General features: G+C 62.2%; 12 protein-coding genes. 11 read left to right on the top strand and 1 reads right to left on the bottom strand.

The window, feature by feature from the left end:
* The first annotated feature begins 7 nt into the window (after positions 1-7).
* The 11 genes from DM08_RS00210 to DM08_RS00160 all read left to right on the top strand — a co-directional run bounded on the left by DM08_RS00210 (position 8) and on the right by DM08_RS00160 (position 13,632).
* Positions 8-943, top strand: coding sequence for an ABC transporter permease (locus tag DM08_RS00210; protein ID WP_088177582.1), 936 nt, complete (start codon positions 8-10; stop codon positions 941-943).
* A gap of 10 nt (positions 944-953) precedes the next feature.
* On the top strand, positions 954-1,871 hold the full coding sequence (locus tag DM08_RS00205) for an ABC transporter ATP-binding protein (protein ID WP_035382993.1): 918 nt from the start codon (positions 954-956) through the stop codon (positions 1,869-1,871).
* Positions 1,872-1,880: 9 nt separating this feature from the next.
* A complete protein-coding gene (locus tag DM08_RS00200; RefSeq protein ID WP_035382555.1) occupies positions 1,881-2,642 on the top strand; it encodes a creatininase family protein in 762 nt (253 codons plus the stop codon).
* A 34-nt stretch (positions 2,643-2,676) separates the two neighbouring features.
* Positions 2,677-4,032 carry a type III glutamate--ammonia ligase gene (gene glnT / locus DM08_RS00195; protein WP_035382553.1) on the top strand — a complete coding sequence of 452 codons (1,356 nt, stop codon included), beginning with the start codon at positions 2,677-2,679 and terminating at the stop codon, positions 4,030-4,032.
* An 11-nt stretch (positions 4,033-4,043) separates the two neighbouring features.
* Positions 4,044-4,772, top strand: a complete 729-nt coding sequence (locus DM08_RS00190) for an urea amidolyase associated protein UAAP1 (protein WP_035382551.1) — start codon at positions 4,044-4,046, stop codon at positions 4,770-4,772.
* Complete coding sequence (locus tag DM08_RS00185; protein ID WP_035382546.1) at positions 4,769-5,422, top strand: urea amidolyase associated protein UAAP2; 654 nt, start codon at positions 4,769-4,771, stop codon at positions 5,420-5,422. The genes DM08_RS00190 and DM08_RS00185 overlap by 4 nt, the downstream gene beginning before the upstream one ends.
* A gap of 67 nt (positions 5,423-5,489) precedes the next feature.
* Positions 5,490-9,110 (top strand): urea carboxylase, encoded by a 3,621-nt coding sequence (gene uca, locus DM08_RS00180; RefSeq protein ID WP_035382544.1) that lies wholly within the window; start codon positions 5,490-5,492, stop codon positions 9,108-9,110.
* The gene (gene atzF, locus DM08_RS00175; protein ID WP_035382542.1) at positions 9,107-10,855 is read left to right on the top strand and encodes an allophanate hydrolase; all 1,749 of its coding nucleotides are present in this window, start codon (positions 9,107-9,109) and stop codon (positions 10,853-10,855) included. Before uca ends, atzF begins: the two co-directional genes overlap by 4 nt.
* Positions 10,855-11,700 carry a sugar phosphate isomerase/epimerase gene (locus tag DM08_RS00170; RefSeq protein WP_035382541.1) on the top strand — a complete coding sequence of 282 codons (846 nt, stop codon included), beginning with the start codon at positions 10,855-10,857 and terminating at the stop codon, positions 11,698-11,700. The genes atzF and DM08_RS00170 overlap by 1 nt, the downstream gene beginning before the upstream one ends.
* A 141-nt stretch (positions 11,701-11,841) precedes the next feature.
* Positions 11,842-12,114: an accessory factor UbiK family protein gene (locus DM08_RS00165; protein ID WP_035382539.1), complete on the top strand. Its 273-nt coding sequence runs from the start codon at positions 11,842-11,844 to the stop codon at positions 12,112-12,114.
* Between the two features lie 18 nt (positions 12,115-12,132).
* Positions 12,133-13,632, top strand: a complete 1,500-nt coding sequence (locus DM08_RS00160; RefSeq protein ID WP_035382537.1) for a YifB family Mg chelatase-like AAA ATPase — start codon at positions 12,133-12,135, stop codon at positions 13,630-13,632.
* Here the strand turns inward: DM08_RS00160 and coq7 are convergent.
* Positions 13,629-14,255, bottom strand: a complete 627-nt coding sequence (gene coq7 / locus DM08_RS00155; RefSeq protein WP_035382535.1) for a 2-polyprenyl-3-methyl-6-methoxy-1,4-benzoquinone monooxygenase — start codon at positions 14,253-14,255, stop codon at positions 13,629-13,631. The genes DM08_RS00160 and coq7 overlap by 4 nt on opposite strands.
* Positions 14,256-14,274: the final 19 nt, after the last annotated feature.

The following is a 14,274-nucleotide window of genomic DNA, read 5'->3' as shown; positions in this document are numbered from 1 at the left end:
GCGAGGCATGGATGCAAGCACGCGCAAGCGTCTGGCATTTGGAATAGGCTCGTTCCTGCTCCCGCTACTGATCTGGAGCTTGGTCAGCTACGCCCCTTTCATCTGGCATCCCAAAGTGATGGTCACCGAGTCTGGCGGAGTGGACTATTTCCAGATTGGGATGCTGGTTGACAAGGAGATGTTCGCGACCGAGGTGGAAAATATGCGGCAGGCGCAGCAAGCGTTGCCCGCAGGCACACCGGCCAACCCGATCTACCTGCCTGCACCACATGAAGTGGCACAGGCTTTGTATCGCGGCTTGTTCGAGCCGTTGCAACAGACCGACACCCTCTCGATGCCGGCCAGTCTTTGGCACAGCATCCAGATCATCTTCTGGGGTTTCCTGATCTCTTCGCTGATCGGCGTACCGCTGGGCGTTCTGGCGGGTACCTATGTGCCGGTGGGACGATTGGCCGAGCCGTTCATCGAATTCTTCCGCTATCTTCCGGCCCCGGCATTCGGTGCGCTGGCCGTGGCGATACTGGGTATCTACGACGGCCCCAAGATCGCCATCATCGTGATCGGCACGCTGTTCCAGCAGGTGCTCATCGTCGCCAATACCACGCGCAAGCTGGAACCCACGCTGATCGAAGCCGCACGCACATTGGGCACGCGCCGCCTGCAATTGCTGAGCCGCGTAGTCGTGCCGGGCATCCTGCCGGACCTGTACCGGGATCAGCGCATCCTGCTCGGCTGGGCCTGGACTTACCTGATCGTGGCCGAGTTGATAGGCACCAGCTCCGGCATCACCTGGTACATCACACAGCAGGCTCGCTACCAGCATTTCGACAATGTTTATGCCGGCATCATGGTGATTGGCCTGATCGGTTTCGTGTCGGACCTGCTTCTTGCGCGTCTGAGCAAGACACTGTTCCCCTGGGATCGCTCTCAGGAACGTCGCTGAAAGGATGATGATGAACGCCAACTCCGCTCATTTGCCGAGCTATCTGGAACAATCCGAAGCAGTCCAGGCGCGCTTCGCCAGCATCCGCGAGCGCGATGTCGTGCTGGAGGTACGCAACCTGAACAAGCGCTTCCGCAGCACCCACGGCGAGGTGGATGCGCTGCGCGATATCAACTTCAGCATCCATCGCCGCGAATTCATCTGCGTGATCGGCTCATCGGGGTGTGGTAAGTCCACGCTGATCCGTATCCTTGCCGGATTGGAACAGCAAAGTTCTGGCGAGGCCCTGCTGGATGGCAAACCCATCACAGGTCCGGGACAGGATCGTGGCATGGTGTTTCAGGGCTACTCGTTGTTCCCCTGGCTCACTGTGAAAAAGAACGTCATGTTCGGTCCGCTGGCGAACGGCCAGAGCACCAGCCATGCCGAACGCGAAGCCCTGCTGTGGCTGGAACTGGTCGGTTTGGAAAAATTTGCCGATGCCTATCCGCACCAGCTTTCCGGCGGCATGCGCCAGCGCGTCGCCATCGCGCGCGCACTGGTCAATCAACCCCGTATTTTGCTGATGGATGAGCCCTTTGGCGCTCTGGATGCACAGACCCGCGCCAAGATGCAATCGCACCTGCTCGATATCTGGCGCAACATCGACATCACCGTGCTGTTCATCACGCACGATCTGGACGAGGCCATCTATCTGGCTGACCGTATCCTGGTGCTCAAGCCGCATCCGGGCGAGGTGCAGGAGATCATTGAGGTACCGGTGCCGCGCCCCAGATCCGCCGCGCAGTTTACCTCGCCCGAGTTTCTTGCCACCAAGGCGCGGCTGGAACAGCTCATTCATCCGGCACCTGTCGCCGAATCGGAAAATGAGCAGGCTGTGAAGCCGCACATGATCCGTTTCACCAATGTTGCGGACAACGTGGAATGAGAGGCGAGCATGCGCTGGTCTGACCTGACTTGGACCGAGTTCCCAGAGACATTGCAGCGTTGCGGCCAAGCGGCGCTGTTGCCGGTGGGGGCAACCGAGCAGCATGGCCCGCACCTGGGCTGCGGCGTGGACAGCATCATCGCCGAGGAACTGTGTGCGATGGTCTCGGCACGGACCGGTGTGCCCATGCTGCCGGTCTTGCCCTATGGCTGTTCGCTGGGGCACAGCCAGCGCTGGCCGGGAACGATTGCGGTGCAGCCCATCACCCTGATCGAGCTGGTCAAGCAGATCGGCGACTGGGCCTACCACAGCGGCGTGCGCCGCCTGTTCATCGTCAATGCGCATGTCACCAATGCCGCGCCCTTGCGCTGTGCGCTGGAGATGCTGCGCGCCGAGCACGACGACCTGATGGTGGCCGTGATCAACACCGCCACCCTGAGCGAGCGCGTATGCGAATTCCATCGTGCCGACGCGGACGACTGGCATGCCAACGATGCCGAAACGTCGCTGATGCTGGCGATCGCACCGCAAGGCGTGCGCCCGGACAAACTGGCCGAAGCGGACGATCCGGATCGCACTTGCGGCTGCATCTTTCCGCATCCGGTGAACCGCACCAGCTTGAACGGTGTGACCGGCAAACCCAGTCAGGCCACTGCAGACAAAGGACACAAGTGGTTCGACTGGCTGGTGCAAGACTTGAGTACCTTGGTAGCGAAAGGCATGAGTGAGACACCGCCATTGACTCACTCCTACTTTGGCCACGAAGGCTGAAACATCACTTCACTTATCAACAGGAGCAATTTGCATGCGCACCGATCAAAAGGCCGATACACAGGCAGTCAGAACTGCACTGGAAAGTCAGGGAGTGAAATACGCGCTCGCCAGCTTCGTGGACATGCACGGCGTGGGCAAGAGCAAGGTGGTGCCGCTCAGCCACTTCGAGCAGATGGTCAAGGGTTCGGAGCTGTTCACCGGCGCCGCTCTGGATGGCGTGCCGCAGGAAGTGAACGACGAGGAAGTATCCTCGCATCCCGACTTGTCCAGCGCCACGGTGCTGCCCTGGAACAAGGAAGTCGTGTGGTTCGCCAGCGACCTGTATCACAAGGGACAGCCGTTCGAAGCCTGCTCGCGCGGCATCCTCCAGCGTGTCACCGAGCAGGCGGCACAGATGGGTTATGTGTTCAATCTCGGCATCGAGACCGAGTTCTTTGTGCTCAAGGACGGGCCGGATGGCAAGCCCGTGCCTACCAGCGAACGCGACACCCTGGCCAAGCCTTGTTATGACGTGCGCGGCTATCTCGACAGTTACGGTTATCTCGATGAACTGGTGCAGGCCATGAACGACCTCGGCTGGGACGTGTATTCCTTCGACCACGAAGATGCCAACGGCCAGTTCGAAACCGACTTCATGTATTGCGACGGCCTCAAAATGGCCGACCGCTTCATTTTCTTCCGCCTGATGGCCAACGAACTGGCGCGCAAGCGCGGGCACTTCGCCACCTTCATGCCCAAGCCGTTCAAGGACCGCACCGGCAGCGGTGCGCACTACAACATGTCGCTGGCCGACAGCAAGACCGGCAAGAACCTGTTCGAGGACAAGAGCGATCCTGCCGGGCTGAGCAAGCTGGGCTACCAGTTCATCGCGGGCATCCTGAAGCACGCCCCGGCGATCTGCGCCACCATCGCACCGACCGTGAACAGCTACAAACGTCTGGTGCGGCGCGGCAGTATGTCCGGCTTCACCTGGGCACCGGTGCACATCTCCTACGGCACCAACAACCGCACCAACATGCTGCGCATTCCGCTGGGCGGCGGGCGCGTCGAATGTCGCGCCGTGGATATGTCGTGCAACCCCTATCTGGCGGCCGCAACGCTGCTGGCCGCCGGTCTGGAAGGCATACGCGAAGGGCTGGATCCCGGCGCGCCCCATGTGGAGAATATGTACCATTACTCGGAGAACGAATTGCATGAGCGCGGCATACGCTATTTGCCGCGTACCTTGGGTGAAGCCGTGGAAGCGTTCGAGGCCGATCCGTTCAGCAAGCAGGTGTTCGGCGAGCTGATGTTCGGCAGCTTCGTCAATTTCAAGCGCCAGGAATGGACGGACTATCACAACCACGTATCCGAGTGGGAATTGCAGCGTTACCTGAAATTCTTTTAAGGGGTGGCCACATGAACAAGAACGAAACAAACTTGTGGGTAGAGCGCATCCCCGGCGGCGGGCACTGGTCCGGCATCATCCGGCGCGGCACCACGTTGCGGCTGGTGGACTTGCAGGGGGGGGCGAATGCCGCCGTGCTGTTTTACAACCTGGAAGAAAAGCTGGAACGCTACAACATGGCGGACACGCTGAAGTCGCAACATACCTTCCGCCTGACCAAGGGGCATGCCTGCCAATCCGACATGGGACGCATCTTCTGCTGCATCACCGAGGACACCGTGGGCTGGCACGACACCGTGTGTGGCGTGATGGATGCCGCCATGCTCAAGCACAAATATGGCGAGGCGCGCTTTCAGGAACATCGCAATGCCATGTATCGCAGCGGGCTGGATGGGCTGCTGATCGAATTGGGCAAGTGGGGATTGGGGCGGCGTGACGTGGTGTCCAACATCAACTTCTTCAGCAAGGTCACCGTCAACGAGGCGGGCGAAATGACTTTCCAGCGCGGCAACAGCAAGCCATCGGATTATGTCGGCCTGCGTTTCGAGATGGACACCTTGGTCGTGTTGTCCACTGCGCCGCATCCGTTGGAGACAGCGCAAGCCTATCAGCCCGCCGCCATCGAACTGGTGGCCCTGCCGACCCCTGCCAGCAAGCCGGGTTGCGGCAATCTGGCCGAGAACGAACGCGGACTGGAAAACACGCGCCGCTTTTACATGTGTTGCGGAGGTGCAGCATGAATACCTTGGCGGAAAGCCGGTTGGATCCGGCCAGCGCGGTGGTCAGCGAAATTTGCGCGGCGGGCGAACCCTGGGTCGGTCGCGTCAACAAGGGCCAGACCTTCCGCATCGTGGACCTGGAGGGCAACCAGGCCGTGGATACCTTGTTCTACAACGCGGAGAACGCGCAGGAGCGCTACAGTGCCACCGACACACTGAGCCGTCAGATGCGGGTATACCTGACCACGGGCAGTAAGCTGTATTCCAATTTTGGTGAGGTGATGCTGCGCATCGTGGCGGACACCTGTGGCCGTCACGATACGCTGGGCGGTGCTTGTGCAGCCGAGAGCAACACCGTGCGTTATGCGTTGGAGAAACGCCACATGCACAGCTGCCGTGACAACTTTTTGCATGCGCTGGCCCATGATCCGCGCTGCGAACAACTTGGTTTGGGCAAGCGCGACATACCGAGCAACATCAATTTCTTCATGAACGTGCCGGTGACCGAAGATGGCGGATTGGAGTTCGTCGATGGCATCTCGGCACCGGGCAAATACGTTGAGATGAAGGCCGAGATGGATGTGCTGGTGCTGATCTCCAACTGCCCGCAGTTGAACAATCCCTGCAACGCCTACAACCCGACACCGATACGCTTGCTGGTCTGGGATTAAAACGAGGCTACGGGGACGGCCCCGCAGCGCAAACACAGAAGCAGGACGACCTGCTCGGAGACGCAACATGTTCGACAAAGTCCTGATCGCCAATCGCGGCGCCATCGCCTGCCGCATCATTCGCACCTTGCGCCGCCTGGGCGTGAAATCGGTTGCGGTATATACCGAAGCGGATGCACTGTCGCGCCATGTGATCGAAGCCGACGAGGCCTATCTGATCGGCGCAGGAGCGGCGGCAGAAAGTTATCTGGATACCGCAAAGATATTGCGTGCCGCACGTGAGAGCGGCGCGCAGGCCATTCATCCGGGTTATGGCTTCCTCAGCGAGAAGGCCGACTTTGCCGAACAATGTGCTGCGACAGGTATCACCTTCATCGGCCCAACCCCGCAGCAGATGCGCGCCTTCGGGCTGAAGCACACCGCGCGTGAGCTGGCTATGCAGAACCAGGTGCCGCTGCTGCCGGGCACCGGGCTGCTGGCGGATGTGGACACGGCACTGCACGAAGCTGCGCAGATCGGCTACCCGGTGATGCTGAAGAGCACGGCGGGCGGCGGCGGCATCGGCATGCGCCTGTGCTGGAACAAGACCGACCTGACCGAGGCGTACGAATCGGTGCGCTTCCTGGCGCAGAACAACTTCAAGGATGCCGGACTGTATCTGGAAAAATATGTCGAGAACGCGCGCCACATCGAGGTGCAGATCTTTGGCGACGGGCAAGGCAAAGTGATCGCGCTGGGCGAGCGCGATTGTTCGGTACAGCGCCGCAACCAAAAGGTCATCGAAGAGACACCCGCGCCCAACCTGACACCTGCGTTGCGCCAGGCGCTGCTCGATACCGCCGTGCGGCTGGGGCAGGCGGTCAGTTATCAGTCGGCGGGCACGGTGGAATACATCTTCGATGCGGCCACCGGCGAATTCTATTTCCTGGAGGTGAACACGCGCTTGCAGGTCGAGCATGGCGTGACCGAAGAAGTGACCGGCATCGATCTGGTGGAGTGGATGGTGCGGCAGGCCAGCGCCGACCTCGCGCCGCTGGACAGCTTCGTCATCCGTCCGCAGGGCGCTTCCATTCAGGCGCGCGTGTACGCAGAAGACCCAGCCAAGGAGTTCCAGCCTTCCTGCGGTGTGCTGACCGGCGCCGATTTTCCGGCAGCCGCACGCATCGAAACCTGGGTGGAGCGCGGTGTGGAAGTGACGCCGTTCTACGACCCCATGCTGGCCAAGATCATTGTGCGCGGTGCGGACCGGGAGGATGCCATCGCCAAACTGGAAGCGGCGCTGGCTGAGACGCGCCTCTATGGCATCGAGACGAATTGCGATTATCTGCGCCAGATCCTGCGCGCTTCGCTGTTCCGCCAGGGACAACACACCACGCGTTTTCTCGGCGGCTTCCACTACAGCGCGCACACCGTGGATGTGCTCGATCCCGGCGTGCAGACCACGGTGCAGGACTACCCCGGCCGCACCGGCTACTGGAACATCGGTGTGCCTCCCTCCGGCCCCATGGACGCGCTGGCATTCCGGCTCGCCAACCGGCTGGTCGGTAACGACGAGGGCGCGGCTGGACTGGAGATCACGTTCACCGGGCCGACGCTGCGCTTCAATTGCGACAGCGTGATCGCCGTCACCGGCGCGCCCATCGAAGTGCGGCTGGATGGCGAACCGCTGGCACAGTGGCGCTCGCACGCGGTGAAGGCGGGCAGCGTGCTGCAATTCGGCAAGCTCACCGGCGCCGGTTGCCGCGTGTATCTCGCGCTGCACGGCGGCTTCGATGTGCCGGAGTACCTCGGCAGCAGAGCCACTTTCACGCTGGGCCAGTTCGGTGGCCACGCCGGGCGCACCCTGCGCACGGGAGATGTGCTGCATATCGAAGCGGCATCGCAGCACACCGCACGCCAGTTGCCTGCGGCCCTATTGCCCAGCTATGGCAGCGTGTGGGAGATCGGTGTGTTGTACGGGCCGCATGGCGCGCCGAACTTCTTCACCGATGAGGATATCCGCACTTTCTTCTCCACCGATTGGGAGGTGCACTACAACTCCAACCGCACCGGGGTGCGCCTGATCGGCCCGCGACCACAGTGGGCGCGCAGCGACGGCGGCGAGGCCGGTCTGCATCCGTCCAACATCCATGACAACGCCTATGCCATCGGTGCAGTGGATTTCACCGGCGACATGCCGGTGATCCTCGGCCCGGACGGTCCCAGTCTGGGCGGCTTCGTGTGTCCGGTAACCATAGTGCAGGCCGAACTGTGGAAGATGGGGCAGCTCAAACCGGGTGACACCGTGCACTTCCGCTGGATGTCGCTGGAACAGGCGCAGCATCTGGAACGTTTGCAGGATGCGTCGATACAACAATTGCAACTGCCGGAGACTCTGCCCCCGGTTTCTGCCGCCTCCGGCATGGGCAGCCCGGTGCTGCATCGCATCCCGGCCAGCGCGACACAGGTGCAGGTGGTGTACCGCCAGTCCGGCGACCGCAACGTGCTGGTCGAATACGGGCCGCTGGTACTGGACCTCGACCTGCGCTTCCGTGTGCATGCGCTGATGCAGTATCTGCAGCAACAAGTCGCGGCAGGCAAGCTCAAGGGCATCCTCGACCTCACGCCCGGCATTCGCTCCCTGCAAGTACATTTTGATGGCCGCAGCTTGCCGCGCGACACGCTGCTCGCTGCGCTGGTGCAGGCCGAGCAGGCATTGCCCGCCATCGAGGAGATGGAAGTGCCGACGCGCATCGTGCATTTGCCGCTGTCGTGGGACGATGCGGCGACACGCCTCGCCATCGAGAAATACATGCAGTCGGTGCGCCCTGATGCCCCCTGGTGCCCGAGCAACATCGAGTTCATCCGCCGCATCAACGGTCTGGACAGCGTGGCCGATGTTCAGCGCATCCTGTTCGAGGCAAGCTACCTGGTGCTCGGACTGGGCGACGTCTATCTCGGTGCGCCGGTCGCCACGCCGGTCGATCCGCGCCACCGGCTGGTGACCACCAAGTACAACCCCGCACGCACCTGGACACCGGAGAACGCGGTCGGCATCGGCGGTGCCTACCTGTGCGTGTACGGCATGGAAGGCCCCGGCGGATACCAGTTCGTCGGGCGCACGGTGCAGATGTGGAACCGTTATCTGCAGACGGCGGACTTCAAGGACGGCAAACCCTGGCTGTTGCGCTTCTTCGACCAGATACGCTTCTACCCGGTGAGTGCGGAAGAGCTGTTGCAGCTGCGCAAGGATTTCATCGCCGGACGTTTCAACCTGCGCGTGGAAGAGAGCACTTTCAGCCTGAAGCAGTACAACGCCTTCCTGCAGCAGAATGCGGCCAGCATCGGCGTGTTCAAGCAACGGCAGCAGACCTCTTTCGAGGCCGAACGGGAGCGCTGGCGCGCGGCGGGGCAGGCCGAATATGTCAGCGACAGCACGGTGAGCGAAGCCGATACGCAAAGCGAGCTCGACCTGCCCGCCGGTTCGCGCGCGGTGAGCTCGCATGTCACGGGCACCATCTGGAAGATGCTGGTGGAAGAAGGCCAGCGGGTGGAAGCAGGCAGCAATGTGCTGGTGGTCGAATCCATGAAGATGGAGATCTCCGTGAGCACGCCGGTCGGCGGCATCGTGCGACGGCTGTTCTGCAAACAGGGTGGCCATGTGGCGGCCGGACAGATGCTGCTGGTCATCGAGGAAGATGCATCATGAAGCACGCACAAGACATGGGCGGATTGTTGCGGGCCTATGCCGCTGGCGATTTAACGCCGAGCCAGAGGGTGCGCGAGGCACATGCGCAAGCGTTGGCGGACACGCATCACACCTGGATACACGTGCTGCCGCTGGAGACATTGCTGGCGCATGCCGCTGCGGTGGAAGCTAAGGGTATGGCACAGCAACCGCTGTATGGCGTGCCCTTTGCGATCAAGGACAACATCGATCTGGCCGGGGTGCCGACCACGGCTGCCTGCCCCGAATTCGCTTACACGCCGCAACATAGCGCATATGTGGTGCAGCGCCTGATGGATGCCGGAGCCATCCCCATCGGCAAGACCAATCTCGACCAGTTTGCCACCGGACTGAACGGCACACGCTCGCCTTACGGCGCATGTCGCAACGCTTTTGATCCCGACTACATTTCGGGAGGCTCCAGTTCCGGCTCGGCGGTGGCAGTGGCATTGAACCAGGTGCTGTTCAGCCTGGGAACGGACACCGCCGGTTCCGGGCGCGTGCCCGCCGCGTTCAACGATCTTGTAGGGCTGAAACCGACCTGCGGATTGCTGTCCGCGAGCGGCATGGTGCCGGCTTGCCGCTCGCTCGACACGATCTCGGTCTTTGCCAGACAGGCGGCGGATGTGGCGACGGTGTTCAGCATCGCGCAAGGGTTTGATGCCCGCGATGCCTATGCGCGTCCGGCACAGCCCCATGGTTTCGATTTCGGGTGCGCCCCGCGTTTCACCTTTGCGGTGCCGAGGTCGGATCAACTGCAATTCTTCGGCGACCTTGATGCGGAGCGTTTGTTTACCGAAGCGGTGGGCAGGATGAAGCAATTGGGCGGGCACAAGGTAGAGATTGATTTCACGCCTTTCCTGGAAACGGCACGCCTGTTGTACGAAGGGGCTTGGGTGGCAGAGCGCTATCAGGCGATACGCGAATTCATCGATTCGAAGCCGCAGGCATTGTTTCCGGTGACGCATGACATCATCGCAGGCGCAAAAAAACTTTCCGCAGCGGATGCCTTCGCTGGCCTGTATCGCCTCAAGGCACTGAAGCGCGAGTGCGATGCGCTGTGGCGAAGCGCGGATTGTCTGGTGACGCCGACCGCAGGCACGATCTACACTGTGGCGCAGATGCAGGCCGATCCGCTGCGTTTGAATGCCAACCTGGGTTATTACACCAACTTCATGAACCTGCTCGACTACAGTGCGGTCGCCATCCCCGCCGGTTTCGATGGCAGGGGCCTGCCGTTCGGCATCACCGTCTGCGCGCCCGCGCATCAGGATGTGCCATTGCTGCATCTGGCACAACGCTGGCTGGGCGAGGCATCCACACCGGATGCCGTCCCCTCCGGCCAGGTGCGGGTCGCCGTGTGCGGCGCACACCTCTCCGGTCTGCCGCTCAACCACCAGCTCACCAGCCGTGGCGCGAAGCTGGTCTGCAGCACCACCAGTTCGCCCGACTACAAGCTGTATGCCCTGCCGGGTGGCCCACCTTTCCGCCCCGGCATGGTGCGGGTGACGAGCGGGGGCGCAGCGATCGAAGTCGAGGTGTGGGAACTTCCCGTGCGCGAATTCGGTTCGTTCGTGGCGGGCATCCCGGTGCCGCTCGGCATCGGCACGCTGACACTGGCCGACGGCAGCTGCGTGCAGGGCTTCGTCTGCGAGGCACACGCTACAGCAGACGCTCGCGACATCACCTCGTTCGGCGGCTGGCGCGCCTATCTGGCACACGCTTGATGGAGCTGCGTCTGTACAAAACCCTGTGGGGGCATGCAGGCTCGTTGTCTGCTGCCGCCGCCCATGCCGCAGGCCATGGGTATGTGGGACTTGAGGGCACGGCAGATCGGCCCCCGGAACAGCTGGCGCTGCTGGAGCAGGCTTTGCAGCAATACCGGCTCGATTACATCCAGGAGATCGTGACCGGTGGTGATTACGTGCCGCGACGCCATGCCAGCGTGGCGGAACATCTGGCCGATGTCGAACGTCAATTGCTGCAAGGCAAACCACTCCAGCCGCGCTTCGCCACCATCATCGGCGGTTGTGATGCCTGGACGCTGGAACAGAACGAACATTTTTTCAATGAAGCCCTCGCGGCGGGCGAACGGCATGGTGTGGTGCTTTCCTTCGAAACTCATCGCAGCCGCTCGCTGTTCAATCCCTGGGCGACCTTGCTCTTGTTGCAACGCATCCCGCAACTCAGGCTCACGTGCGATCTTAGCCATTGGGTGGTGGTAATGGAGCGCCTGCTGGATGATGACCTTGAGGTGATCGATGCGGTGGCGCAGCACGCCCACCACATCCATGCGCGGGTGGGGTATCCGCAAGGTCCGCAGGTGCCGCACCCGGCTGCACCTGAATATGCCCACGCGCTGGCATCGCATCAGCGGTGCTGGGAGAGGATCTGGTCATCACAAGCTGCGCGCGGGTATACGGCCAGCACGATGACTCCGGAGTTCGGACCGGATGGATATATGCACATCCTGCCATTCACTAACGAGCCAGTGGCCGATCTGGTGGAGGTTAATGAATGGATGGCTTCAACTGAACAGCATCATTTTGCACAATGGGTAGCGAACCGGTGAATTCGATTCGGGTCGCCACAGAGCCCGAGTTTCCATTCCATACATGGCTTATGCCATGATGCAGTCGAGCTCGGCTCAAGAATCCTCCTGAGCGTCCATGGTGTTTGATAGACTCCGAACTTCTCTCTGTCGGAGCTGATCATGTTTAATGCAAAAATTCTGGACGAGTTGTCAAGTAAGGTGAACGAAGCACTGGCCAGCGGCCCTGCCAAGGATGTGGAGAAGAATGTACGCGCTTTACTGGCGCAAGGTTTCTCCAAACTGGATCTGGTTACACGAGAAGACTTCGAGGTGCAATCGCAGTTACTGGCTCGCACGCAGGAAAAGCTGGCCGCACTTGAGGCGCGCGTGACCGAGCTGGAAGCGCGCAGTACGGCGGGCGCACCGCCATCCCCAGCAGGCGAGTTGGGCTGATCCCCAGGCAGGCCAGCCATGAGCCTAGCGGTGCTCTACAGCCGCGCGTTGTCCGGCATGGATGCCGCCGAAGTGACGGTGGAGGTCCATCTGGCCAACGGCCTGCCCAGCTTCACCATCGTCGGTCTGCCCGAGGCTGAGGTCAAGGAAAGCCGGGAGCGGGTACGCGCCGCCCTGCTGACCTGCCAGTTCGAATTCCCCGCCCGCCGCATCACCGTCAATCTTGCGCCCGCCGACCTGCCCAAGGAAAGCGGACGTTTTGATTTGCCCATCGCTCTGGGCATCCTCGCCGCCTCCGGGCAGATTCCCTCGCAACGCCTGTCGGAATATGAGTTCGCCGGCGAGCTGGCACTCACCGGCGAGTTGCGCCCGATACGTGGCGCGCTGGCGATGACCTATCGTGCCGTGTCCAGCGGACGGGCGTTCATCCTGCCGGAAGCCAATGCGGCAGAGGCCGCCCTGGTCGAACAGGCCGCCGTCTACCCCGCCCGCTCCCTGCTGCAGGTCGCCGCTCACCTGGCCGGACGCGATGCCATCGATCGCCACCTTCCACAACTCCTTCCGCAAACAGCGGGCTATCCGGACATGTGCGAGGTCAAAGGCCAAGGTCAGGCCAAACGTGCGCTGGAGATCGCCGCCGCCGGTGGCCACAGCGTACTGATGTCCGGCCCGCCGGGCACAGGCAAGTCCATGCTGGCCGTGCGATTCCCCGGCATCCTGCCCAGCATGACCGAGGCAGAAGCGCTGGAAAGCGCGGCGATGCAATCCTTGGGCGGCAGCTTCGATGTCGGCCGCTGGCGGCAGCGCCCTTACCGTGCCCCACACCATACGGCCTCCGCCGTGGCACTGGTGGGCGGCGGCAGCAACCCGCGTCCGGGCGAGATCTCCATGGCACTGCACGGTGTGTTGTTTCTGGACGAACTGCCGGAATTCGAGCGCGGCGTGCTGGAGGTGCTGCGCGAACCGCTGGAATCCGGTCACATCACCATTTCGCGCGCCGCGCGCCGCGCTGATTTTGCCGCCCAGTTCCAGTTGGTCGCCGCGATGAATCCCTGCCCGTGCGGCTATCTTGGGCACTTCAGCGGCAAGTGTCGCTGCACGCCGGACCAGATCGCTCGCTACCGCAGTCGCATCTCCGGGCCACTGCTGGATCGCATCGACATCCAGCTGGAAGTGCCCGCCGTACCGCAGCACGACCTACTCAAGAGTATGGATGGGGAGACCTCGGCCACACTGCGCCTGCGGGTGGAACAGGCGCGGGAGCTGGCCTTGGCCCGACAAGGCAAGCCGAACGCGCAGCTGACCGTAAGCGAGATCGACGCGCTGTGCCTGCCTGACGAGACTGGCATAGCCTTGCTCCAGCAGGCCATCACGCGGCTGAACCTGTCCGCCCGCGCCTTCCACCGCATCCTCAAAGTGGCGCGCACCATCGCCGACCTGGCAGGGAGCATGAAGGTGCTGCCCGCTCACATCGCCGAGGCGGTGCAATACCGCAAGATGGATAGACAGCCGGGCTAAACCCAGTACGCGGTACGGGTCAGGAGTTTGGAGGTCAGCTGCATGGTCAGCTTGACCGGCGCAGGCAGCTCGGCGCCGCCCATCTCCAGCGCCATGTCGGAATGACCGATCTCGTCGGTGTACATCTGCTGCACGATGGCGCGGCTCTTGGCATCTTGCGCGGGCAGTTCCTGCAAATGCTCCTGCAAATGACCGCCGACCTGACGCTCGGTCTCGGCCAGAAAACCGAGATTCCACTTGTCGCCCAGCAGTCCGGCGAACGCGCCCAGCGCCAGCGAGCCGGTGTACCACAGGGGATTGAGCACGCTCAGGTGGCCGCCCAGCTCTTGCACCCGGCGCGAAGTCCAGGCCAGATGCTCGGTCTCTTCCCAGGCCGCCTGCTCCAGTTTCTTTTGTACGAGCGGGTCACGCGCGGTCAGGGCCTGGCCCTGATAGAGCGCCTGCGCGCAGATCTCGCCGCTGTGATTGATGCGCATCAGGCCGATGGCATGCTTCTTCTCAGTCTCGCTCAGGGATGTCTCGGCGACATCCTCATCCGGATAGGCGCGCACGGTCTGCGCCTTGCTCAGCAGCGTGCGCAGTCCCTTGTCAAAACCAATGATGAGGTGATCGAGATTCAACATGACGACTCCGGCTGTAAGG

Source organism: Ferriphaselus sp. R-1, from assembly GCF_000746095.1.
Taxonomy (GTDB): domain Bacteria; phylum Pseudomonadota; class Gammaproteobacteria; order Burkholderiales; family Gallionellaceae; genus Ferriphaselus.
Note: the sequence above shows the minus strand (reverse complement) of the source record. Positions and strands in the feature narration are given on the sequence as shown.